This is a genomic window from Micromonospora sp. ATA51, assembly GCF_016802855.1.
Lineage (GTDB): Bacteria > Actinomycetota > Actinomycetes > Mycobacteriales > Micromonosporaceae > Micromonospora > Micromonospora sicca.
Window position 1 is genome coordinate 1 of sequence record NZ_JAEVHJ010000039.1, and the last position, 22,213, is coordinate 22,213.

Annotated in this window: 18 protein-coding genes, 1 tRNA gene and 4 pseudogenes; 16 read left to right on the forward strand and 7 right to left on the reverse strand. The window is 73.8% G+C overall.

The annotated features are described in order from the left end of the window. From JNW87_RS09425 to JNW87_RS09450, 6 genes and pseudogenes are all read left to right on the forward strand, one after another. Positions 1-782 (forward strand): hypothetical protein (locus JNW87_RS09425; RefSeq protein ID WP_238453503.1); only part of this gene is annotated, 782 nt, incomplete at its 5' end. 131 nt (positions 783-913) lie between these two features. Then, on the forward strand, positions 914-1,408 hold the full coding sequence (locus JNW87_RS09430) for a hypothetical protein (protein WP_109805077.1): 495 nt from the start codon (positions 914-916) through the stop codon (positions 1,406-1,408). Between the two features lie 110 nt (positions 1,409-1,518). Beyond that, positions 1,519-2,205 (forward strand): dienelactone hydrolase family protein, encoded by a 687-nt coding sequence (locus JNW87_RS09435; protein WP_238453504.1) that lies wholly within the window; start codon positions 1,519-1,521, stop codon positions 2,203-2,205. Positions 2,206-2,224: 19 nt separating this feature from the next. After that, positions 2,225-2,937: pseudogene (locus JNW87_RS09440) on the forward strand (uracil-DNA glycosylase). 19 nt (positions 2,938-2,956) lie between these two features. Then, the gene (locus JNW87_RS09445) at positions 2,957-3,691 is read left to right on the forward strand and encodes a DUF4129 domain-containing protein (protein ID WP_109805080.1); all 735 of its coding nucleotides are present in this window, start codon (positions 2,957-2,959) and stop codon (positions 3,689-3,691) included. Positions 3,692-3,746: 55 nt separating this feature from the next. After that, positions 3,747-4,331 carry a hypothetical protein gene (locus JNW87_RS09450; RefSeq protein WP_109805081.1) on the forward strand — a complete coding sequence of 195 codons (585 nt, stop codon included), beginning with the start codon at positions 3,747-3,749 and terminating at the stop codon, positions 4,329-4,331. On the opposite strand, the gene JNW87_RS09455 is transcribed toward JNW87_RS09450, so the two are convergent. Further along, positions 4,306-5,559 (reverse strand): RNA-guided endonuclease TnpB family protein, encoded by a 1,254-nt coding sequence (locus tag JNW87_RS09455; protein ID WP_109805082.1) that lies wholly within the window; start codon positions 5,557-5,559, stop codon positions 4,306-4,308. The genes JNW87_RS09450 and JNW87_RS09455 overlap by 26 nt on opposite strands. 155 nt (positions 5,560-5,714) lie before the next feature. Here JNW87_RS09455 and JNW87_RS09460 point away from each other — a divergent pair. The 4 genes and pseudogenes from JNW87_RS09460 (at position 5,715) to JNW87_RS09475 (ending at position 10,091) form a co-directional block, all read left to right on the forward strand. Further along, positions 5,715-6,721, forward strand: a pseudogene (locus tag JNW87_RS09460) (AAA family ATPase). Next, positions 6,721-8,089 (forward strand): annotated as a pseudogene (locus tag JNW87_RS09465) (DUF58 domain-containing protein). Before JNW87_RS09460 ends, JNW87_RS09465 begins: the two co-directional pseudogenes overlap by 1 nt. An 8-nt stretch (positions 8,090-8,097) precedes the next feature. Then, a complete protein-coding gene (locus tag JNW87_RS09470; protein WP_375373484.1) occupies positions 8,098-8,658 on the forward strand; it encodes a hypothetical protein in 561 nt (186 codons plus the stop codon). 101 nt (positions 8,659-8,759) lie between these two features. Beyond that, positions 8,760-10,091, forward strand: coding sequence for an NAD(P)/FAD-dependent oxidoreductase (locus JNW87_RS09475; RefSeq protein ID WP_109805086.1), 1,332 nt, complete (start codon positions 8,760-8,762; stop codon positions 10,089-10,091). Between the two features lie 130 nt (positions 10,092-10,221). On the opposite strand, the gene JNW87_RS09480 is transcribed toward JNW87_RS09475, so the two are convergent. After that, positions 10,222-12,054, reverse strand: coding sequence for a hypothetical protein (locus JNW87_RS09480; RefSeq protein ID WP_238453505.1), 1,833 nt, complete (start codon positions 12,052-12,054; stop codon positions 10,222-10,224). A 102-nt stretch (positions 12,055-12,156) separates the two neighbouring features. On the opposite strand from JNW87_RS09480, the gene JNW87_RS09485 reads away from it, so the two are divergent. The 4 genes from JNW87_RS09485 (at position 12,157) to JNW87_RS09500 (ending at position 14,419) form a co-directional block, all read left to right on the forward strand. Continuing rightward, positions 12,157-12,237, forward strand: a tRNA-Leu gene (locus JNW87_RS09485). A 110-nt stretch (positions 12,238-12,347) separates the two neighbouring features. Beyond that, positions 12,348-13,184 (forward strand): Bax inhibitor-1/YccA family protein, encoded by an 837-nt coding sequence (locus JNW87_RS09490; RefSeq protein WP_109805088.1) that lies wholly within the window; start codon positions 12,348-12,350, stop codon positions 13,182-13,184. 127 nt (positions 13,185-13,311) lie between these two features. Further along, positions 13,312-14,070, forward strand: a complete 759-nt coding sequence (locus tag JNW87_RS09495) for a Bax inhibitor-1/YccA family protein (protein ID WP_109805089.1) — start codon at positions 13,312-13,314, stop codon at positions 14,068-14,070. 28 nt (positions 14,071-14,098) lie between these two features. Then, positions 14,099-14,419: a hypothetical protein gene (locus JNW87_RS09500; protein ID WP_109805090.1), complete on the forward strand. Its 321-nt coding sequence runs from the start codon at positions 14,099-14,101 to the stop codon at positions 14,417-14,419. Between the two features lie 37 nt (positions 14,420-14,456). On the opposite strand, the gene JNW87_RS09505 is transcribed toward JNW87_RS09500, so the two are convergent. The 4 genes and pseudogenes from JNW87_RS09505 to JNW87_RS09520 all read right to left on the reverse strand — a co-directional run bounded on the left by JNW87_RS09505 (position 14,457) and on the right by JNW87_RS09520 (position 19,221). Next, complete coding sequence (locus JNW87_RS09505; protein WP_109805091.1) at positions 14,457-15,950, reverse strand: CYTH and CHAD domain-containing protein; 1,494 nt, start codon at positions 15,948-15,950, stop codon at positions 14,457-14,459. Between the two features lie 39 nt (positions 15,951-15,989). Next, positions 15,990-17,252: an acetyl-CoA C-acetyltransferase gene (locus JNW87_RS09510; protein WP_109805092.1), complete on the reverse strand. Its 1,263-nt coding sequence runs from the start codon at positions 17,250-17,252 to the stop codon at positions 15,990-15,992. A gap of 76 nt (positions 17,253-17,328) precedes the next feature. Next, positions 17,329-18,128: pseudogene (locus tag JNW87_RS09515) on the reverse strand (SGNH/GDSL hydrolase family protein). Between the two features lie 46 nt (positions 18,129-18,174). Then, positions 18,175-19,221 carry an SGNH/GDSL hydrolase family protein gene (locus JNW87_RS09520; protein ID WP_109805094.1) on the reverse strand — a complete coding sequence of 349 codons (1,047 nt, stop codon included), beginning with the start codon at positions 19,219-19,221 and terminating at the stop codon, positions 18,175-18,177. Positions 19,222-19,401: 180 nt separating this feature from the next. Between JNW87_RS09520 and JNW87_RS09525 the strand changes: the two genes are divergently transcribed. Beyond that, entirely contained in the window at positions 19,402-19,758 is a 357-nt protein-coding gene (locus tag JNW87_RS09525) for a YkvA family protein (protein WP_109805095.1), read from the forward strand. A gap of 76 nt (positions 19,759-19,834) precedes the next feature. Next, on the forward strand, positions 19,835-21,205 hold the full coding sequence (locus tag JNW87_RS09530; protein WP_109805096.1) for a cystathionine beta-synthase: 1,371 nt from the start codon (positions 19,835-19,837) through the stop codon (positions 21,203-21,205). A 46-nt stretch (positions 21,206-21,251) separates the two neighbouring features. Here the strand turns inward: JNW87_RS09530 and JNW87_RS09535 are convergent, their stop codons facing one another. Then, positions 21,252-22,202: a S1C family serine protease gene (locus tag JNW87_RS09535; protein WP_109805097.1), complete on the reverse strand. Its 951-nt coding sequence runs from the start codon at positions 22,200-22,202 to the stop codon at positions 21,252-21,254. Positions 22,203-22,213: the final 11 nt, after the last annotated feature.

Sequence of the window (22,213 nt, forward strand, 5' to 3'; positions counted from 1 at the left end):
TGTCCCGGCGGATCGCCGCCGCCGCGCACCGGGCCCGCGCCCGGCTGTCCGGCCTCGACACCAGTCTCGGTCCGATCCTCGGGTACGCCTCGGCGAGCGAGTTCCTCCGCCTGCTCCGGCCGGCCTGGTGGGTGCTGCGCGGCTACCTGGCGGCGGCACTGCTCTCGGCGATCTTCAGTGGTGACCTCACCCTCGTGCCCCGGCCCTTCCTCAGCGAGGTCACCGGCCTGCTCGTGCTCGTCGCCGCCGTGCTGGCCTCGATCTGGCTCGGTCGCAACTCCGACCGGCTGCGGCGGTGGCCGCGCCGGCTGATGCACGCCGGCGCCCTCGTGCTGGTGGTCTTCGGGCTGGTCCTGCTCGTCAACCTCGACGAGCGGTCGCAGTGGGACGACTTCGGCTACCAGGGGGTGTCGGTCGGCGACCGGTACGACAGCGTCCAGGACGTCTTCGTCTACGACAGCGAGGGGCGGCTGGTGGAGAACGCCCGGCTCTTCGACCAGAACGGCGTGCCGATCCGGCTCGGCTACCCGTCGTGCGTCGACCCGGCCCAGCCGGACGCCGCGCTGCGCACCGGCTACCCGTACTGCCCGGAAATGGCCCCGTTCCGGCCGCGGCCGCCCGCCACGGCACCGGTGCCGCCGGGGGCGAACGGGGGCGGGGCGACCCCGGCGCCGTCGGGAAGTTCGTTGCCGACGGCGGCCGCCACGCCGACCGCGGTTCCCAGCGCGACGGTGACTCCGGCCCCGACCGGCACGGTCCCGGAGCCGAGCCCGACCCGCTGAACCACACCGAGGGGCGCCCACCGATCCGGTGGGTGCCCTCGTGCGTCCATGATGGACGGGGCGGTGCAGCGCGACCCGATCTTGATCGCTACGGTGTCGCTTGCTCTCACCCCACCCCGGAAGGAACGCCCGTGTCAGAGCAGGTCGCCGTCGCTCCCGCACCCCCCGCACGGGAGAGCGAGCAGCAGCCCGTCGCCCCGTCCACACCGGCCGCCGGGCGGTCCCGGATCGGCACGGTCCTCGGCGTCGTCGTGCTGATCCTCGGCGTGCTGGTCGCGCTCGCGGTGGGCGCGGTGCTCAAGCTCGGTCCCGGACCCCTCGGCGGCTTGCTGGGCCGCGACGGCACGGCCGACGCGAAGGCCGGCGACTGCGTCGCCGAGCTGCCCCGGGTCGCCGGCACCGGGGCTACGTCGGTCGACGACGCGACGATCGTCCCCTGCACCGGCGCCCGGGCCGCGTACGCGGTGGTCGGCCGGGTGGACGACCCGGCCGCCGCACGGAGCCGGTCGGCGGTGGCGTGCGAGCCGCACTTCCGCCCCGGCGACGACGGATACGTCCTCTACCGCGTCGGCGGTGACGGCGACGGCTACCTGCTCTGCCTTGTCCGGAAGGCGAACGGGAGGTGAATGCCACTGTTCTCGCGTCTTCCCCGGCGTGGTCGCGGCGTGGCAGGCTACCCGCACGTAGGACCACTGGGCGACCAGCCAACGATGACTGACCGCTAGGAGGACGGGCCATGGGCGAGACGGTGAGCTTCACCAGCAACGGAGGGACGAGCGAGGGGTATCTCGCGATACCCTCCGGCGGTGTGGCCAGCCCGGCGGTCATCGTCATCCAGGACTGGTGGGGTCTCGTGCCCCACGTCCGGGCGGTGGTGGACCGCTTCGCCGAGGCGGGGTTCGTCGCCCTCGCCCCGGACTTCCGGCACGGCGAGCCGGCCAGCAAGCCGACCGAGCCGCGACAGATGCTGAACGGGCCGCAGATGGACGAGGCGGCGACGGAGATCGCCGCCGCGGCGGAATACCTCGCCGGCCGTCCCGAGGTCACCGGCAAGGTCGGCTGCGCCGGCTTCTGCGCCGGCGCCAGCCTGGCCCTCTGGTCGGCGACGTTCTCCGAGCGGATCGTCGCCGCCGCCGGCTTCTACCCCCGGCTGCCCTGGGAGGGGATGCGCGCCGACTGGGCCGACTACGCCGGCAAGGCCGCCCTGATCCACTGCTCCGAAGAGGACGGCCTCTCGTCCGCGGACGGCGTGCAGGCCGCCCGCCGGGCCATCGAGGCGGCCGGCGGCAGTTGCCAGACCTACGACTACCCGGGCACGTCACACGCGTTCTTCAACGAGGACCGGCCGGAGAAGTTCGACCAGCGGGCCGCCGCCACCGCCTGGGCCCGCACCCTGGAACTCTTCCGGGCCAAGCTTGGCTGAGCCGCGTACGCCCGACGAGGTGGTCGCCCGCGCCGCGCGGGCGACCGACCTCGCCGACCTCGACGCCGCGGTGAGCGACTGCTTCGCCTGCCCGCGCCTGGTGGCCTGGCGGGAGGAGGTCGCCCGGGTCAAGCGGGCGGCCTTCCGCGACCAGCGGTACTGGGGCCGCCCGGTGCCCGGCTTCGGCGCCGCCGACGCGCGGATCGCCATCCTCGGGCTGGCACCGGCCGCGCACGGCGCAACCGCACCGGCCGGATCTTCACCGGGGACCGCTCCGGTGACGTCCTCTTCGCCGCGCTGCACCGCGCCGGCCTGGCCAACCAGCCGACCAGCGTGGCCGCCGACGACGGCCTGACCCTGCGGGACACCCGCATCTTCGCCGCGGTGCGCTGCGCACCGCCGGACAACAAGCCCACCCCGGCCGAGCGGGACACCTGCGCGCCGTGGCTGCACCGGGAGGTCGCGCTGATCCGGCCCACCCTGCGCGTCGTGGTCGCGCTGGGTGCCTTCGCCTGGGCCGCGTGGTGGCCGGTGCTGCGCGACGTGTACGGGGTCCGGCCGCCCAGTCCGCGACCGGCCTTCGGCCATGGGGCACACTGGTCCGGCGGCTCCGCACCGGCGCTGCTCGGCTGCTATCACGTCAGCCAGCAGAACACCTTCACCGGGCGGCTGACACCAGGGATGCTGGACGACGTGTTCGCCCGGGCGAAGCAGTTGGCCGGGGTGGACTGAGGATGCGTGGGGCGGTGGGATGGACCTCGGCGTGCTGCGCAGGTGGTGGCCGATCGCGGCGGTGACCGTCCTGCTGGCCGTCGCCGCGCTGGCGGCCGGGCACTCCTCGATCGGGGCCAGCCGGATCCCGCCCGCCGCCGACAACATCCCCTACGTGCCGGACTACCCCTCAGCCGAGCCCGCGCCGTCGATCGCCGTCGAGCCGAGGGACGGCGCCGAGGCCACCCAGGCGCAGATCCCGGACTGGATCGTCACCGCCGCCATGGTCGTGCTGGGCCTGGCGGCCCTGCTCGCCATCGGGTACGTCGGCTGGACGCTGGTCCGCGGCGCGCTGCGGCGGACCACCCGGGCGATCCCGGCGCAGCGGGCCCGGCGTACCGCCGAGGGCACCGCGCGGGAGGTGGTGGCCGCGCTCGACGCGGGCCTGGTGGAGTTGGACGACCGGGCCACCGACCCGCGGACCGCGGTGATCGCCTGCTGGGTCCGGCTGGAGGAGGCCGCCGAGGAGGCCGGCGTGCCCCGGCTCGCCGGGGACACCCCGACCGATCTGGTCAGCCGGCTGCTGCGCGGCGACCCGGCGGCCGGCGTCCCTGCGATCGCCAGCGCGGACGTGCTGGACGGGTTCGCGCACGTCTACCGCGAGGCCCGGTACGCCACGCACACCGTCGACGAGCGGATGCGCGACCAGGCCCGGGCGGCGCTGCGCCGGCTGCGCGGCGAGTTGACCAACCTCGCCGGCCAGGTGGCGCCGTGAGCGCGAGGAGTGAGCCGGTCCTGCGAGCCCCGCAGTCGCGAACCGAGGTGGCGCCGTGAGTACCAGCATCGACGACCTGCTGTCGTTCGAGGAGGAGCCGGCGGGACCGGCCGTCCAGTCCCGCGGTGGCCCGGTGCGCCTGGTGCTGCGTGCCCTCCTGGTCACCGCGGCGATCGTGGCGGTCGTCGTGGCGGGCCTACGGGTGGTCGGCCTCCAGGTCTCCCTGTGGATCGTCGTCGCCGGTGTGCTCGCGCTGCTCGCCGTCCGGCGGGTCACCGGGGCGCTGTCGCCCCCGCCGCCGCCCCGGGCCGGTTACCGTGCGCCGGCGGGCGAGGAGCCGGGCAGCTGGAACTGGGCCGCCCGGGACGCGCTGCGCGCCGCGATCAACGGGTGGGAACGCCCGCTGGACTGGTGCGCGGGCAACCGCGAGCGGTTCACCGAGCGGGTCCTGCCCCGGATCGGCGAGCTGGCCGACGAGCGGCTGCGCCAGAAGCACGGCATCACCCGCGAGTCCGACCCGGCCCGCGCCCGCACCCTGCTAGGGGAGCCGCTGTGGACGTTCCTCAGCACGCCCTCCCGCCGCCGCCCGTCGCCGCGCGACCTCGCGGCGATCGTCACCGAACTGGAGAAGCTGTGTTGACATCTTCCCGGCCCTGAAGGACCGGGATTCCCACGGTCGCCCGTGAGGTTTCCTGCTTCGTCACCGACCGCCTTGTCCGGGAGGGCTCCCGTTGAGGTCTTACACCAGCTCCACAGGCAGACACCGCCAGCCCGGCGGCCAGAATGTTTCGCGCCGGGTTCACGTCACGGTCGTGGATGGCGCCGCAGTCGCACGTCCAGGTCCGGACGTGCAGCGGCATCGTGTCCCGTACGGTTCCGCAGGTCGAGCACAGTTTGGAGGAGGGGAACCAGCGGTCGACCGCGATCACCTTACGGCCGTACCACTGGGTCTTGTATTCCAGCATGCTGCGAAAGTCGCGCCACGCCGCGTCGCTGATGGCGCGGGCGAGTGTGTGGTTTTTCAGCAGGTTCCGAACGGTGAGGTCCTCGATCACGATCGTTTGGTTATCACGAACAAGCCGAGTGGTGATCTTGTGCAGGTGGTCGCGTCGCCGGTCGGCGATGCGAGCATGAACCTTGGCGACCTTGCGGCGGGCCTTGTCCCGGTTCGCCGAGCCCTTGACCTTCCGCGACAGCTCCCGCTGGACGCGGGCGAGCCGGGCACGGTCACGCCGCTCATGCCGAGGGTTGGTGATCTTTTCCCCGGTCGACAGGGTCAGCAGGCGGTCAAGCCCGGCGTCTATCCCGATCGCCGCGGTGGTCGGGGGCAGCGGCTGCAGGGTCTGGTCCTCGCACAGCACGGACACGAACCAGCGGCCCGCGCTGTCCTGGGACACTGTCACCGTCGACGGCTTCGCACCCTCCGGGAGAGGGCGCGACCACACGATGTGCAGCGGCTCCCCCATCTTCGCCAGCGTCAGCATGCCGTCGCGGAAGCGGAAAGCGCTGGTGGTGTACTCCGCCGACTTCCGCGATCTCTTCCGCGACTTGAAACGCGGGTACTGCGCGCGTTTGGCGAAGAAGTTTGTGAAGGCCGTCTGAAGGTGCCGCAGGGCCTGCTGAAGCGGAACCGAGGAGACCTCGTTGAGGTAGGCCAGTTCCCCGGTCTTCTTCCACTCGGCCAGCATCGCCGACGTGGCGTTGTAGCTGACGCGTTCCTGCCGGAGAGTCCACGCCTCCGTACGGGCCGCCAACGCGAGGTTGTAAACCTTCCGCACGCATCCGAACGTGCGCGACAGCTCGGCTGCCTGCGCCTCAGTCGGATAGAAGCGGTACTTGAATGCCCGCTTCACCCGCGTGGTCTTCATGGCTACCGAACTATCGCATCGCCCTGTGACAATCTGCGGGCTCTCGGGAGGGGCCACCGGTCCGCCTTGCCGGCGAACCGGCTATCCCTGCCCTGCTCCGCAGGAGTTCGATTCCTCCCCGCCCTGAAGGGCGAGGGCTCCTCGAAGGAGTACTGATGAACGACGTGGACCGGAGCATGCCCCCCGCCGAGGTGGGCCAACTGGCCCGGGCGGTGCTCGACGCGGTCGGCACGGTCGTGGTCGGCAAGCGGGAGGCGCTGGAACTCGTCCTCGCCGGCATCCTCGCCGGTGGGCACGTGCTGCTGGAGGACCTGCCGGGGCTGGGCAAGACGCTGACCGCGCGCTCCTTCGCGCAGGCCCTCGGGCTGGACTTCCGCCGGCTCCAGTTCACCCCCGACCTGCTGCCCGCCGACGTCACCGGCTCCTTCCTGTACGACCAGCGCAGCGGCGACTTCTCGTTCCGGCCCGGCCCGGTCTTCACCAACCTGCTGCTCGCCGACGAGATCAACCGGACGCCGCCGAAGACCCAGTCGGCGCTGCTGGAGGCGATGCAGGAGAAGCAGGTCTCCGTCGAAGGCGTCACCTACCGGCTGGACGAGCCGTTCCACGTGCTCGCCACCGCCAACCCGATCGAGTACGAGGGGACGTACCCGCTGCCGGAGGCGCAGCTCGACCGGTTCCTGCTCCGGGTGTCGTTCGGCTACCCGAACCACGAGGAGGAGTGGGAGGTGCTGCGCCGGCGAATGGCCCGCCGTCGCGAGGAGGCCGAGATCAAGCCGGTGGTGGACGCCGCCACGCTGCGCGCCATGCAGGCCGCGCTGGAGGACGTGGTGGTCGAGGACTCGATCGGCCGCTACATCGTGGCGCTCACCGCGGCCACCCGGGAGCACCCGTCCGCGCTGGTCGGCGCCTCCCCGCGCGGCTCGCTGGCGCTGCTGCTGCTGGCCCGGGTCCGGGCGTCTTCGCCGGCCGGGACTACGTGGTGCCGGAGGACGTCAAGGAGGTGGCGGTGCCCGCGCTGGCCCACCGGATCACGCTGCGCCCGGAGATGTGGCTGCGCCGGGTCGACCCGTCCTTCGTCGTCGGTGAGGTCCTCGAGCAGACGCCCGCCCCGGCCAGCGGCGCGCTGCCCAGCTACGCGGCCGGGCGGCCCGGGCGCTGATGGCCAGCCGTCACGACCCGGAGCCGGCGACGGGCTGGGCGCCCACCTGGGCGCTCGGCCGGGCGTGCTGCTCACCGGGCTGCTGTTGATCGCGGCGGTGCTGTTCGGCCGGGTCGACCTGGTGGTGCTGGCCACGCCGTTCGCCCTCGGCACCGCGTACGCGCTGCGCCGACGGCCCACCGCCGGGCCCCAGCTGGAGATCAGCACCGGAGACGCACACCTGGTGGAGGGCGGCCCGATGACCGCCACGGTCGCCGTCGGCAACCCGGACACCGTGTCGTACGACGTGGCGGTGGTGCGGACCCGGATGTCGCCGTGGCTGCGGGTGGAGAAGGTCGGCTTCGGCGGGACGGGCCTGCAGGTGGCCCGCGCCGGGGGCGCCGACCGGCCCTTCGTCACCTCCGTGCCGAGGGGCACGGCGGTCGACCTGGAGCTGTCCGGTACGGCGCTGCGCTGGGGCCGGCACCCGATCGGTCCGGCCGGCGCCCGGGTCGCCAGCGCGGACGGGCTGCTGGTCTCCCGGGCCGTGATCACGACCCGGTGCGGATGCGGGTCTACCCGAGGACCGAGCCGTTCGAGGCGGTGGAGGCGATGCCCCGCGCGGCCGGGCTGGTCGGCGCGCACCATTCCCGGCGGCCGGGGGAGGGCGGCGAGCTGGCCGGGGTGCGGGTCTTCGCCCCGGGTGACCGGCTGCGCCGGATCGACTGGCGGGTCTCGCTGCGGGCCCGCCAGCTGCACGTCGCGGCCACCCTCTCCGACCGGGACGCCGAGGTGGTGGTGCTGCTCGACGTGCTGGCGGAGGCGGGCCGCTCCGGGGGTGTCAACGGTCCCGCGTCGGTGCTCGACACCACGGTCCGGGCGGCCGCCGCGATCGGCGAGCACTACCTGCACCGGGGCGACCGGGTGGCGATGCTGGAGTACGGTCCGGCCGCCCGCCGGCTGCGCCCGGCCACCGGACGCCGGCAGTACCTGACGGTGCTGGAGTGGCTGCTCGACGTGCACGCCGAGGCCTCCCCGCACGAGCCGTACGACCAGGTCTTCGGGCCGCAGGTGCTCTCCGTCGACGCGCTGGTGGTGGTGCTCACCCCGCTGTTGGACGAGCGGTCGGCGCAGATGCTGGCCCGGCTCGCCCGGGGCGGACGGTTCGTGGTCGCGGTGGACACCCTGCCGGCCGACCTGCCGCCGCCGAAGGACCGGGGCTGGGCCGAGGTGGCGTACCGGCTGTGGCGGCTGGACCGGGACACGATGATCGGTCAGCTCCGCGAGCACGGTGTGCCGGTGGTGCGCTGGGCCGGCGCGGGCAGCCTGGACCAGGTGCTCCGGGACGTCGCCCGGCTGGCCACCGCCCCCCGGGTGGGTACCCGATGAACGACATGCTGGAGGCGGTGAACGAACGGGTCCGCGCCGTGCGGTACGCGGCCACCCGGGTCAGCCTGGCTCCGTTGCTGGTCCGGGCCGCCATCTTCCTGACCGTGCTGGTCGGTTTCCTGCTGGCGTACCCCGTGCAGGTCTTCGCGCCGCGGGCGCTGTTGGCCCTCACGGTGGTGGCGGTGCTGCCGGCGGTCGGGCCGCGCCGGGTCTGGCCGACCTTCGCGGCGCTGGTCACGGTCGGTGGGTGGCTGCTGGCCTCGGCCGGCTTCGACCGGCCGATCGCGCTGTGGCGGCTGCTCGGCGTGGCGACGCTGCTCTACCTGGCGCACACCCTCTGCGCGCTGGTCGCGCTGCTGCCCTTCGACGGGGTGGTCGACCCGGATCTGATCCTGCGGTGGTTGGCCCGGGCCGGTGCGGTGGTGCTCGCCAGCGCGGTGCTCGGCATCCTGCTGGCCGGGCTCAGCGGGGCGGGGGCGGACCGGGGCTTCCAGGCGGCCACGGTGGCGGGACTGCTGGTCGCGGTGGCCGTCAGCGCGTTGCTCGGGTGGCTGTTGCGTCGCAGATAACGGGACGGACAGGACGTTGTGCAGGTCACAGGTGTTGTGCTCGGTCACAGAAGGGGGTCTCGAACGGGATTAGCCGAGCCGCCCGGGGAAAGATAGATGACGTGAATCCGAAGCGGATCCTTGTCGTGGGTGCCGGGCACGTCGGCCTGTACGCCGCTCTGCGCCTGTCCAAGAAGCTGAGCTCCCGTGAGGCCGAGGTCGTCGTCGTCGACCCGCAGCCGCACATGACCTACCAGCCGTTCCTCCCCGAGGCGGCGGCCGGCAACATCTCGCCCCGGCACTCCGTGGTGCCGCTGCGGCGGGAGTTGCGCAGGTGCAAGGTGGTGGCCGGCACGGTGACCCGGATCGACCACGACCGGAAGACGGCGGTCGTGCAGCCGATCAGCGGCCCGACCCGGGAGATCCAGTACGACCACGTGGTGGTCGCCCCCGGCTCGGTGTCCCGGACGCTGCCGATTCCGGGCCTGCACGAGCACGGCATCGGGTTCAAGACCATCGGCGAGGCCATCTACCTGCGCAACCACGTGCTGGACCGGCTCGACGTGGCGGCCGCCACGACCGACCCGGACGTCCGCCGTTCCGCGCTGACCTTCACCTTCGTCGGCGGTGGCTACGCCGGCATCGAGGCGCTGGCCGAGATGGAGGACATGGCCCGGGACGCGATGCGCTACTACCCGGAGCTGAAGCCGGAGGACATGCGCTGGGTCCTGGTCGAGGCCACCCAGCGGGTGCTGCCCGAGGTCGATCGGGACATGGGCGCCTACACGGTGCAGGAGCTGCTCAAGCGGAACATGGACATCCGGCTGGACACCCGGCTGGAGTCCTGCGTCGACGGGATGGTCAAGCTCTCGGACGGCGACAGTTTCCGCTCCGACACCATCGTCTGGACGGCCGGCGTGAAGCCGTCGCCGATGCTGGACGCCACGGACTTCCCGCGCGACGAGCGCCGGCGGGTCACCTGCCTGCCCACCCTCCAGATCGTGGACGGCGACCGGGTCGTCGAGGGCGCCTGGAGCGCCGGCGACTGCGCCGCGGTGCCGGACCTGACCAAGGAGCCGGGCAACTTCTGCTCGCCCAGCGCACAGCACGCGGTCCGGCAGGCCGCCCGGATGGCCGACAACATCGTGAACGTGATCCGCGGTCGCGAGCCGGTCAACTACAAGCACAAGCACGCGGGCAGCGTGGCCAGCCTCGGCCTGCACAAGGGCGTGGCGCAGGTCTACGGGATCAAGATGACCGGCTGGCCGGCGTGGTTCATGCACCGGACGTACCACATGTCGCGGATCCCGTCGTTCAACCGCAAGGTCCGGGTCGTGGTCGACTGGTCGCTGGCGTTCTTCCTGAAGCGCGAGGTGGTCGCGCTGGGCCAGCTGCACGACCCGCGTGAGGAGTTCGCCGAGGCCTCCCTGCCGGTCGGCGCGCTGCGCAGCTGAGTTAGTACGGAAGGGTCGTCGCCACGGCTGTCGTGGCGGCGGACCCTTTTCGTCTCGCTCTGCTTCAACCCACGCAACACCTCGGTGAGCCGGCGCTTCTGTTCGGACGTGAGTGGCGCCCGCGGGTGGGTCAGAAGCGCCAGGTCCAGGCGTCGGCGATCCGGGTGCCGGGGCCGAAGAGCTGCTCCAGCGTCTTGTGCAGGAGCGGCGCGTGCGGGGCGTCGTCGGTCAGCGCCACGCACGACGCCCCCCAGAACTGGACGTCCCGGGCGGCCTGCCGCCGTTGCTCGTCGCCGATCGCCGCCGGAACGCCCCGCTTGGCCACCTCGGCCAACAGTGCCGAGGTGGGGCGCTTGTAGGTGCCCATGGTGGCCGAGCCGCCCCGGCCGTACGGGCCGATGAAGAAGCCCTCCGGCATGCCGAACTCCGCGTCCGCCGCGGTCGCCCAGCGCATCGGCCCCGGGTCCTTCGGGGTGGCGGGCGGCACGGGGACCAGCACGCCGCCGGGGCGTACGCACTGCCGCCAGTGTCCGGCGGTGACGAACGCCGGCAACGCCGGCCGCTCCGTGGTCGGCAGCGGCGCCGGGAAGACGCTGAGCAGGGCCGCGCCGACCGCCAGGGGGACCAGCCGCCGGGCCCGGCCGGGCTCGCGCAGGGCGCGGTCCACCGCGAGCGTCAGCAGGGTGCCGGCCAGCGGCAGCAGGGCGAGGCCGAACCGCATCGGCAGCGCGCCGTCCACCACCGGCAGGCCGCCCAGCAGGGCGTACGGGCCGGGCAGCGCGGTCCGTTCGCCGGAGATCACCAGCTCGGGGCCGAGTGACAGCACGCCCATCACCAGCGCCCCGGCGACGCAGGCGACGACCACCGGCCGGCGGCCGAGCCAGACCGCGCAGGCGCCGGTGACCAGCAGCAGCGGCCAGCCGAGGAAGGTGTTGTACTCGGCCGGCCCGGTGGTCAGGTGGGACGAGGTGTCGCTGCCCAGCACCGAGAGTGGGGAGATCGTCCACCAGCTGCTCAGGTCGGCGGAGAAGTAGTGCGGGCTGAACATCCCGTCGGCGACCCCCTGTGGCCCGGCGAACTGGTACCAGAGCGGGTACGCCAGCACCAGCAGCGCCAGGCCGGCGGCGAGCATCAACCCGCCGCCGAATGTGGGCAGGGCTCGCCGGAACAGCGGTCGGTCGGTCACCGCGTAGGCGACGGTCATCACCAGCAGGGTGAGCGCGGCGAGGAAGAGCACCTCCTCGCCGACGAAGACCTGGACGGTGACTGCCGCCGCCAGCGCGACCGCCGAGGTGGCCAGCCGGCGGCGGTCCGGCCCGTCCAGGGTGCCGGCCGGGTCGGCGGCCCGGAGCAGCCGGACCACCAGCCAGACGATCACCGGGACCAGCCACTGCGCGGTCATGTGCAGGTGACTGTTGCTCTGCGAGATCATGCCGGGGCCGAAGCCGCACAGTGCGGCGCCGAGCCCGGCGGCGAGCCGGCGGGCCCGCAGCGTCCGGGTGAACAGCAGGTACCAGGCGGCCGCCGTGCCGGCCAGGTTCCCGGCGGCCAGCAGCGCGAAGGTGACCGGCGCGCCGACCAGCAGCGTGACCGGGGCGAGGAGCATCCCGAGCGCGATCACCGTGGTGTTGGTCATCAGGTTGACCCCGTCCGGCGCGTTGAGCCGGTCGGTGAGCAGGCTGAAGTCGCCGAGCAGGGCGCGCGAGTCGACGGCCAGGAACCACTCGTAGAGGGTCTGGTCCTCGGGGTTCAGCGCGAGCATCCGCTGCCCGGGCGACGGCCACAGCCCGTGGGTGAGCCAGCCCGCCAGCAGCGCGAAGAGCAGCCCGGCCAGCAGGTCCGCGCGATAGCGGACCGCGGTGGCCAGCAGCTGGGCGGACCGGGACGGGCGGGCGACCTCCGGTTCGAGGCGGACAGCCTGGCCGGGGTCGGGCCCGGGGGCGGTGCGGGCTGCGCTGGTCACGGCCTCGACCATAGTGGCGCGACCAGCACGGGGTACGCCGGGTCCGGGCGCAACGACTACGGTGAGACTGCACCGCCGCGTGTCGCCGCGCCGGTGTCACCCGCCCGGGTGGTGGAACGGCAGACACGGCCGCCTTAAAAGCGGCTGCCGAAAGGCGTGCGGGTTCGACCCCCGCCCCGGGCACCGAGACTCTCAGCTTTCCCACAGCTTTCCGCCCGGCGTGGGCTGCGAGCCCCGTTTACCCTTGAGGGTGCACGTTCACGTGCACTGACCCCCTGAGGGAGGCCTGAGAAGTGAAGACCTCGAACCCGGTGCTCGCCCGGCTCGGCCAGGCGGCCGAGCGTGAGCGGGCGGCCGGGTACGCCCAGCCCGGGCCGTACGGACAGCCCGGTTACCCGCAGCAGTACGCGCCCTACCAGCAGCAGTACCCGACCGGCACCGGCTACCCGGCGGCACCGCCCACCGTGACCCCGATGACCCTCGACGACGTCGTCGTCAAGACGGTCATGCTGCTCGGCCTCCTCGGCGCCTCCGCCGCGGCGGCGTGGGTGCTCGTGCCCGACGCCCTGGTCGGTGTCGCCTGGATCGGCGCCGCCGTCGTCGGCCTGGCGCTCGGCCTGATCATCTCGTTCTCGCGGATGGCGAACCCGGCGCTGGTCGTGGCGTACTCGGTCGTCGAGGGCGTCTTCGTCGGCATGGTCAGCAAGGCGTTCGAGTCGCTCTACGACGGCATCGTGCTGCAAGCCGTGGTGGCGACCTTCGGCGTCTTCTTCCTGATGGCGGTGATCTACAAGGCACGGATCATCCGAGCCACCCCGAAGTTCGCCCGGATCATGATCTCGGTCATGGTCGGTCTCTTCGCGGTGATGCTGATCAACCTGGTGCTCGCCCTCTTCGGCGTCAACACCCACCTGCGCGACGGCAGCCCGCTGGCCATCGGCTTCAGCCTGGTCTGCATCGTGGTCGCCTCGCTGAGCTTCGTGCTCAACTTCCACGAGATCGAAGAGGGCGTCCGGATGGGGCTCCCGCAGCGCTACTCCTGGATCGCCGCCTTCGGCATCGTGGTCGGCCTGGTCTGGCTCTACCTGGAGATCCTGCGCCTGCTCAGCTACTTCCAGGGCGACGACTGACCCGCCCGCCGCCCGATCCCGGCGCCCGCCTCCGCGACAGCGGCGGCGGGCGCTGTCGTTTTCCCGTCGCCGCCGGGCCGCCCGGGGCAGAGTGGGACCCGGGGGTACGTCGGGCGAGGAGGTCGCGGTGCGGAGTGCCAACCCGGTGCTGACCCGACTGGACGACGTCGGCCGGACCGAACGCCAGGTGCTCGGGGTCGGGGCCGCCGAGGCGATGACCGTGGACGACGTGGTGACCCGGACGGTCGGCCTGCTGCTGCTCACCGGCGTCACCGCCGCCGTCGCCTGGGTGGTGGTCCCGCAGGCGGTGTGGCTCTCGGCGGCGCTGGCCGGAACCGCGATCGCCGGGTTGGTGCTGGTGCTGGTCATCTCGCTGAAGCAGATCACCAACCCGCCGCTCATCGCGGCGTACGCCGTGCTCCAGGGGCTGCTGCTCGGTGTGGCCAGCCGGGCCTTCGAGCTGATCTACCCGGGGATCGTGGTGCAGGCGGTGATCGGCACCTTCGGCGTCTTCCTGGGCATGGCGCTGCTCTACCGGGCCCGGCTCATCCGCGCCACCCCGCGGCTCGCCCGGCTGGTCGCCGGCGCGCTCATCGGCATCCTCGCGATCAGCCTGGTCAACCTGGTCACCTACCTGCTCACCGGCCGGCAAGGGGTGGAGGCGTACAGCCTGACCAGTCGGGTCGGCTGGCTGCCGTACCTCATCTCGGTGGTGGCGATCATCGCCGGGGCGTTCAGCTTCATCCTCGACTTCGACCTGGTCGAGCGGTCGGTCCGGGCCGGCCTGCCCCGCCGGTACGCCTGGTTCTGCGCGTTCGGCCTGCTGGTCGGGTTGATCTTCCTGTACTGGCAGATCCTGCGCCTGCTCAGCTACCTGCGCCGGTGACCGCCGGCCCCTCGTAGACTCGGCGGCGATGAGCGCAGCGGAACTGGACCGGGCGGTGGATCTGCTGGTCCGTCAGGTCGGTCACTGGCAGCAGCCCCGGTGGTCGGCGTCGGCCGAGGGCGGCAACGTGTCCCGGGCCGACCTGGTGCACAAGCTGGTGCAGGAGCTCGCCAACCTGGCGGCGGACGTGGAGGGCGGGCCGCGCCGGGACGTACCCCGGTTGGGCAACGACCTGGTGCTGCCGGACCAGCTCCGGGTGGTCGCGGCCGATCTGCTGGCGGCCGGGCCGCCGGAGGCGGTGCTCGACCGGGCCGCCGAGGCGGTCAGCAGGACCCGCTCGGCGCTCTGACCGCGCGGCTGCCGGCGGACCGCTGGCGCGGCGGCGGTCAGCGCTTCAGCCAGCGCCGCAGCTTCCGCCGCCGGGCCCGGTCGCGGGCCCGGGCGACGGCCCGCACGTCCCGGCCGGCCGTCGCGGCCTGCCGCGCGTGCAGGATGCCGTACGTGAAGGTGTTCTCGCCGTCGGCGTACGCGCGCAGCGCCTGCCGCCGCAGCACCTCGCGGGTGACCACCGAGTCCTGATGCGCGCCGAGCAGGTCCTGCAGGTCCTTGAGCCGGTCGACCAGCCTGCCGGCGGGCTTCCCGACCGCCGGCTCGCGCACCTCGACGGCGTACCGGGCTGCCTTGTACGCCTTCCGCGCCTCGTGCAGCGCGACGTCCTCCGCCGCGTCGTCCGGCCGGTCACCGGCGAGGGCCCGGTCCAGCCGGTCGTCCGCCCGGGTCACCGCCCGGCGCACCCGCCGGGCGACCCAGCGCGCGTCGACCGTCCGCGCGGTCGGCCCCTCCAGCAGCGCGTCCAGCCGGGCCAGCAGGGCGGTGTACCGGTCGGAGTCGAGCGCCGCGCGCAGCTCGTCCAGGGCGGTGGCCAGGTCCGCGGCGAACCGGGCGGAGATCCGCGCCGCGACCGGGCCGAGCACCAGGTCGGCGGGCTCGGCGTGCACCGCGTCGGTGAGCCGGGCGGCCATCACCTGGGTGTCGCGGACGGCGCCGAGCTGGGCGCCGAGCCAGCGCAGCTCGGCCCGCAGCCACTCGCTCTCCCGGCGGTCCCACAGCCCGCGGAAGGTCCGCAGGGTGGACCGCAGCCGGCGGACGGCGACCCGCATGTCGTGCACCGCGTCCTCGCCGCCGCCCAGCGCGCCGGGGTGGTTGGCGATCAGCACGTCCCGGTGGGCGAGGGCGTAGTCGAGGACGGGCGCGGCGCCGGGATCGGGGGTGGCCGCCGGGGCGGCGAGCCGGGTGGCCAGCGCGCGGTGCGACTTGGAGACCGGCACCGGGCGGGCGCCGGCCGCCCGCAGCCGGGCGTCCACCGCGTCGAGCAGCGCGTCGTCGCCGTCGACCAGCTCGACCTCGATCTCCCGCCAGGCTTGCCGCTCGTCGGTGACCAGGTCTCGTCCCTCGACGGTGTCGTCGGCGACCTCGGCCAGCACCCGGCCCCGCCCGTCGAGCAGCCGGCGCTCGGTCCGACGGGTGGTGATCCGCGCCGCCGGGGCCACCGGCCGTCCCCGGGACGCGGCCCGGAAGAGCGCGACCAGCTCCGCCGGCGGGTCGGTGTCGTCCGGCCCGGCGGGGAACTGGTACTCGGTCCGGTCGCCGCCGGCCGAGCCGACCTTCAGGTGCCAGCCCGCGTCGTGCCCGCCGGTACGCCGGCGCAGCGCGAACCCGCTGCGGGCCAGCCGGAGGTCGGCGGTGTCCAGGTAGACCGCGTCGAGGTCGAAGGCGGTGGCGTCCGACGTGGTCGTGACGCCACCGCACCCCGTCAGGTCCGGCAGGCGGAATCCCTCGTCACCGGAGTACTTGCGCTCCCGTTCCACGACCGTCGCCATGTCGGAACGGTACCCGGACCCGGGAACGCCGAAGCGGGCTCAGCTCAGCCGTTCGAGCACCATCGCCATGCCCTGGCCGCCGCCGACGCACATGGTCTCCAGACCGATGGTCTTGTCGTGCCACTCGAGGGCGTTGAGCAGGGTGCCGGTGATCCGGGCGCCGGTCATGCCGAACGGGTGGCCGACGGCGATCGCGCCGCCCATCACGTTCAGCTTCTCCTCCGGGATGCCGAGCTGCCGGTAGGAGGGGATCACCTGGGCGGCGAACGCCTCGTTGATCTCGACCAGGTCGACGTCGTCGATGGTCATCCCGGCCCGCTTGAGGGCCTGCTTGGAGGCCTCGACCGGGCCGAGGCCCATGATCTCCGGCGACAGCGCGGTGACGCCGGTCGACACGATACGGGCCAGCGGGGTCAGCCCGAGGTCCTCCGCCCGCTGGGCGCTCATGATCACCACTGCGGCGCAGCCGTCGTTGAGCGGGCAGCAGTTGCCGGCGGTGATCCGGCCGTCGGGGCGGAAGACCGGCTTCAGGCCCGCGACCGCCGCCAGGGTCACCCCGGCGCGCGGGCCGTCGTCGGCGCTGACCACGGTGCCGTCCGGCGTGGTGACCGGGGTGATCTCGCGGGCCCAGAAGCCGTCGGCGATCGCCTTCTCGGCCAGGTTCTGGCTGCGCACGCCGAAGGCGTCCATGTCCTCGCGGGTGACGTCGTACACCTGGGCGAGGTTCTCCGCGGTCTGCCCCATGGACAGGTAGATGTCGGGAAGCCGGCCGTCCTCCCGCGGGTCGGTCCACACCTCCGCGCCGCCCCGCGCGCGGGCCTCCGACCGCTCGTGGGCCGCCGCGAAGCGCGGGTTCTCCCAGCCGCCGCCGACCAGCGCCTGCGCCTCCGGCGGCAGGGTGTCGGAGTTGCCCCGGGCGTACCGGGAGACCATCTCGACGCCGGCGGAGATGAAGACGTCGCCCTCGCCGGCCCGGATCGCGTGCATCGCCATCCGGGTGGTCTGCAACGAGGAGGCGCAGTAGCGGGTCAGGGTGGCGCCGGGCAGGCCGTCGAGGCCCATCAGGGTGGCGACCACCCGGGCCATGTTGAAGCCCTGCTCGCCGCCGGGCAGACCGCAGCCCAGGTACAGGTCGTCGATCTCGGTCGGGTCGAGCCCGGGGACCTTGGCCAGGGCGGCCTGGACGATGGTGGCGGCGAGGTCGTCCGAACGGACGTCACGCAGCGAACCCTTGAACGCGCGGCCGATGGGGGACCGGGCGGTGGCGACGATGACGGCGTCGCGGGACGACTCAATCGGCATGAACCAACGTTAACCCGCGGGTAACTTACGGCGGAAGTCGCTCACCGGGCGGGAAATGTCACGCCGCCCGCGGTGGTCAGTGGTGGTGACGGGAGGCGACCGTCGCCGCCGCCTCGACCGCCGGCAGCAGGGCGTGCGCCCAGACCCGGTAGCCGTCGGCGGACGGGTGGTAACCGTCGTGGCAGAGCGTCCCGGCGTCCGCCCGGAACACCGGCCCGGTCTCGGTGGCCAGGTCGACCACGCTGCCGCCCGCGTCCAGCACGGCCGTCGTCTGGGCGCGGGCCACCCGCCGCCCGGACCAGCCCAGGACCTGCCGCAGCGGGGACGCCACCGCGCGGACCGCGCCGAGGTCGGGGCAGGTCCCCACGACCACCTCGACGTGCGCCTCACGCAGCCGGCGCACCGCCGAGCCGAGGTAGGCCGCGGCGTCCGCCGGCCGGGTCATCGCGGTGGCGTCGTTGGCGCCGACCAGGATCAACGCCACGTCGGGACGCTCGCCCAGCAGCGCCCGGGCCACCTGGGTGGCCAGGTCGGTCGAGCGGGAGCCGGCGACGCCGACGCTGGAGAGGTGCACCTGCCGGCCGGTCGGGCCCTCGGCGAGCAGGTGGGCGAGCTGGCCGCCCACGGTCTCCTCGAAGCGTTCCACCCCGACGCCGAGCGCCGAGGAATCGCCGAGCAGCACCAGCCGCAGTGGTGGGGCACCCGCCCGGCGACCGTGGCGCGCAGGGCGAGGCCCAGCTCCGGCTGGGCGTAGCGGCGGTTGCGGGCGGCGATGGCCTGGCCGGCGAGGACGGCGGCCCCGCCCACCGTGCCGGCGACCAGCGAGAGCGCCGCGGCCCGACCCAGCCGGAACGCGAGCTCGTGGTGCTCGGTCATGCCGTCACCGCCCGGCGGTCGGCGGCACACGTGCCGGTCAGCTCGCTCATGCCAGTCCCTCCAGTGTTGGTGAGTCGGCGGCGGGACCGGGTTGCGGCACCGCGCCGACGCCGAAGAACGCCCGCCGCCGCAGCTGCGCCCAGCGGCCGCCCGGCCCCCGGTCCCGGCCCCGGACCTGGGTGCCGCTGACCTCGGTGCCGGCGTGCCGGGCCGCCTCGTGGGCCGCCTCCGGCAGCGACCGTACGCCTTCGCCAAGGGGGGCCGCCGCCCGGCGTTCCTGGCCCGCCCCGAGCGCGGAGAGCACGGTGGGCAGGAGCGCCGCCGCGGCCACCGCGTACCCCTCGGCGGACGGGTGGAACCGGTCCCAGGCGAACATCCGGGCCGGCTCGGCGGCGAACCGGGGACCCAGCATGTCACCCAGGGAGACCGTGGAGCCGCCCGCCTCGACCACCGCCACCGTCTGGGCGGCGGCCAGCTGCCGGCTCCAGCGCCGGGCCAGCCAGCGCAGCGGCGGCTGGATGGGCCGGATCGCGCCCAGGTCGGGGCAGGTGCCGACGACCACCTCGCAACCGGCCGCGCGCAGCGTGCGGACCGCGTCGACCAGGTAGCGCACGGCCAGCGCCGGCGGGGTCCGGTTGGTGACGTCGTTGCCGCCGATCAGGATCACCGCGATGTCCGGTTCGACCTCCAGGGCCGACTCGACCTGCGGCTTGAGACCGGCCGACAGGGAGCCGACCACGGCGTACCGGTGGAGCCGCACCGGCCGGTGCAGCCGGCGGGACAGCCCGGTGGCCAGCAGCGCGCCCGGGGTCTCCCGGCGGCGGTGCACGCCGTAGCCCGCGGCGGAGGAGTCGCCGAGGATCACCATGGTCAGCGGCGGGCCGGGGAACTTGGCGCCGTACGTCCCGTCGCAGCGCGGCGGGGGCGCCTCGGCCATGGGGATGGTCCGCCTCGCCTGGCGGGCCTGACCGAGCAGCACTCCACCCGTCGCGACGGTGGCCGCCACCGTGGCGCCCGTGCCGATCGCCGCCACCCGGGCGATCCGCCGGGCGCGCTGCCAGCCGGCCGGTACGACGGATCCAGCGTCCCCCATGAGCCGACATTATCGCGCCGGCCCGACACCCCGCTCTCCTCGCGTCGGCTGGTTCGCGGCTGGGAGACGACGGTTCTGGGTACCTCCTGCGGCAGGGCCGCCGACCGACGGTCCGGCCGGCGAGCGGCGCGGGGCTTGCGCCGGGGCGGCACGCTGGTCGAGCGGAAAGGGGCGCAGACGATGGGGAAGACGTTGAAGCGGAGCGCGGCGTTCACCGCGCTGGCCCGGGCACTCATGGCGGGCGCGCGGGGAGGGCCGTCGCTGGGCGAGCGGCTGGCCGCGCTGCCCCGGATGATCAGGGCGACCGCCCGCGGGGAGTACGACGGCGGCCTGCGGCTGGCCATGATGACCGCGGCGACGGCGTACGTGGTCTCCCCGGTCGACGTGGTCCCGGAGCTGTTCCTGACCATCTTCGGGCTGGTGGACGACGCGGTGATGGTCACCTGGTTGGCGGGCAGCGTGCTGTCGGAGACCGAACGCTTCCTGAAGTGGGAGGCGCGTCGCAGCTCGGTCATCCCCGGACATGTCACGCCCTGACGGCACGTACCCTGGGCGTCGAGAAGTACGTCTGCCCGGCCGCCGTCGCCGGCGCCGCAACGAAGGGCACAACGAGGTGCAGTACTACGACAACGTCGTCGAGCTGATCGGCAACACCCCGCTGGTACGGCTGCGCAACGTCACCGAGGGCATCCAGGCGACGGTGCTGGCGAAGGTGGAGTACGTCAACCCGGGCGGTTCGGTGAAGGACCGGATCGCGCTGCGGATGGTGGAGGACGCCGAGGCCGCGGGCATCCTCAAGCCGGGCGGCACCATCGTCGAGCCGACCAGCGGCAACACCGGCGTCGGGCTGGCCCTGGTGGCTCAGCTCAAGGGCTACAAGTGCGTCTTCGTCTGCCCCGACAAGGTCAGCCAGGACAAGCAGGACGTGCTGCGCGCGTACGGCGCCGAGGTGGTGGTCTGCCCGACCGCCGTCGCGCCGGAGGACCCGCGCTCCTACTACAACGTCTCCGACCGGCTGGCCCGGGAGATCCCCGGCGCCTGGAAGCCCAACCAGTACAGCAACCCGGCCAACCCGCGCTCGCACTACGAGACCACGGGGCCGGAGATCTGGAAGCAGACGGAGGGGGAGATCACCCACTTCGTGGCGGGCGTCGGCACCGGCGGCACCATCTCCGGCATCGGTCGCTACCTGAAGGAGGCGTCCGAGGGCCGGGTCAGGGTCGTCGGCGCGGACCCGGAGGGTTCGGTCTACTCCGGCGGCACCGGCCGGCCGTACCTGGTCGAGGGCGTCGGTGAGGACTTCTGGCCGGAGACGTACGACCGGGGCGTCCCCGACGAGATCGTCGAGGTCTCCGACAAGGAGTCCTTCGAGATGACCCGGCGGCTGGCCCGTGAGGAGGGGCTGCTGGTCGGCGGCTCCTGCGGGATGGCCGTGGTGGCCGCCCTCGAGGTGGCCCGCAAGGCCGGCCCGGACGACGTGATCGTGGTGCTGCTGCCGGACAGCGGCAGAGGCTACCTGTCGAAGATCTTCAACGACAAGTGGATGGCCCGGTACGGTTTCCTGGACAACTCGGGCACCGAACCGACCGTCGCGGACGCCCTCGCCAGCAAGCCGGGCGGCCTGCCCGAGCTGGTGCACGTGCACCCGACCGAGACGGTCCGCGACGCCATCGACTACATGCGCGAGTACGGCGTCTCCCAGCTCCCGGTGCTCAAGGCCGAGCCGCCGGTGGTGACCGGCGAGGTGGCCGGCTCGATCGCCGAGAGGGACCTGCTCGACGCGCTCTTCACCGGCCAGGCGCACCTGCACGACACGATCGAGCGGCACATGGGCGAGCCGCTGCCGATGATCGGCGGCGGCCAGCCGGTGAGCGAGGCGGTCGGCCTGCTGGAGAAGTCCGACGCGGCGCTGGTGCTGGTCGACGGCAAGCCCAAGGGCGTGCTCACCCGCCAGGACCTCCTCGCCCACCTCGGCGCCCGCTGACCCCGGTCGACAGGGCCGCTCCCCGCCGGGAACGGCCCTGTCGTCGTCAGCGGGTCAGTTCGGTGGGGACGGCGACCACGTCGACGAAGGCGCCCTTGCGCAGCACGGTGACCGCCAGGCGGGTGCCGATGGCCGGGCCGAGCATCAGCCGTTGCAGGCCCTGGCCGTCCTGCACCGGCCGGCCGCCCGCAGAGACGATGATGTCCCCCAGGTAGATCCCGGCCAGCCCGGCGGGGCTGCCCGGGACCACCTCCACCACCCGCAGGCCGCGCCGCTGCCCGGTCCGTTCGGTGAGTTCCGGGGGCAGCGGCACCGGCACCCCGGCGACGCCCAGCCAGGCCCGCCGGACCCGGCCGGTGGCGGTCAGGTCGGCGATGATCTGCCGGGTGGTGGCGTTGATCGGCACGGCCAGCCCGAGGCCGTACCCGGCGACCGCGGTGTTCACCCCGACCACCCGGCCGGTGGAGTCGGCCAGCGCGCCCCCGGAGTTGCCCGGGTTGAGCGCGGCGTCGGTCTGGATGACGTCCTCGATCAGTCGGACCAGTCGCCCGTCCCGGGCCGGCAGCGACCGGCCCAGCCCGGAGACGACCCCGGCGGTGACCGAGCCGGCCAGCCCCATCGGGTTGCCGACCGCCACCACGAGCTGCCCGATCCGCAGGCCGTCCGCGTCGCCCAGCTCCACCGGCGGCACCGCCGGCTCCTCGGCCCGCAGCACGGCCAGGTCCGACAGCGGGTCGGCGCCGACCACCCGGAACCGGGTCTCGGTGCCGTCGCCGAAGGCGGCCGAGCCGCCCGCGGCGCCCTGCACCACGTGGGCGCTGGTCAGCAGCAGGCCCTCGGCGTCGATGGTGACGGCCGAGCCGGCGCCGGCCCCGCGCGGGGTCCGCACCGACAGGGCGGCGACGCTGGGCAGCACCCGTGCCGCCACGCCGGTCACCACCCGGGAGTACGCGTCCAGGGCGGCGTCCTCCGCCCGCTCGGTGTGCTCGATGTCCATGACGGGGGCAA

What these genes read in the sequence shown, in the direction of transcription:
- JNW87_RS09435 (WP_238453504.1), top strand. Translation starts at nt 1,519, where the DNA reads ATGGGCGAGACGGTGAGCTTCACCAGCAACGGAGGGACGAGCGAGGGG.
- JNW87_RS09445 (WP_109805080.1), top strand. Translation starts at nt 2,957, where the DNA reads ATGGACCTCGGCGTGCTGCGCAGGTGGTGGCCGATCGCGGCGGTGACC.
- JNW87_RS09455 (WP_109805082.1), bottom strand. Translation starts at nt 5,559, where the DNA reads ATGAAGACCACGCGGGTGAAGCGGGCATTCAAGTACCGCTTCTATCCG.
- JNW87_RS09500 (WP_109805090.1), top strand. Translation starts at nt 14,099, where the DNA reads ATGAGCGCAGCGGAACTGGACCGGGCGGTGGATCTGCTGGTCCGTCAG.
- JNW87_RS09505 (WP_109805091.1), bottom strand. Translation starts at nt 15,950, where the DNA reads ATGGCGACGGTCGTGGAACGGGAGCGCAAGTACTCCGGTGACGAGGGA.
- JNW87_RS09510 (WP_109805092.1), bottom strand. Translation starts at nt 17,252, where the DNA reads ATGCCGATTGAGTCGTCCCGCGACGCCGTCATCGTCGCCACCGCCCGG.
- JNW87_RS09520 (WP_109805094.1), bottom strand. Translation starts at nt 19,221, where the DNA reads ATGGGGGACGCTGGATCCGTCGTACCGGCCGGCTGGCAGCGCGCCCGG.
- JNW87_RS09525 (WP_109805095.1), top strand. Translation starts at nt 19,402, where the DNA reads ATGGGGAAGACGTTGAAGCGGAGCGCGGCGTTCACCGCGCTGGCCCGG.
- JNW87_RS09535 (WP_109805097.1), bottom strand. Translation starts at nt 22,202, where the DNA reads ATGGACATCGAGCACACCGAGCGGGCGGAGGACGCCGCCCTGGACGCG.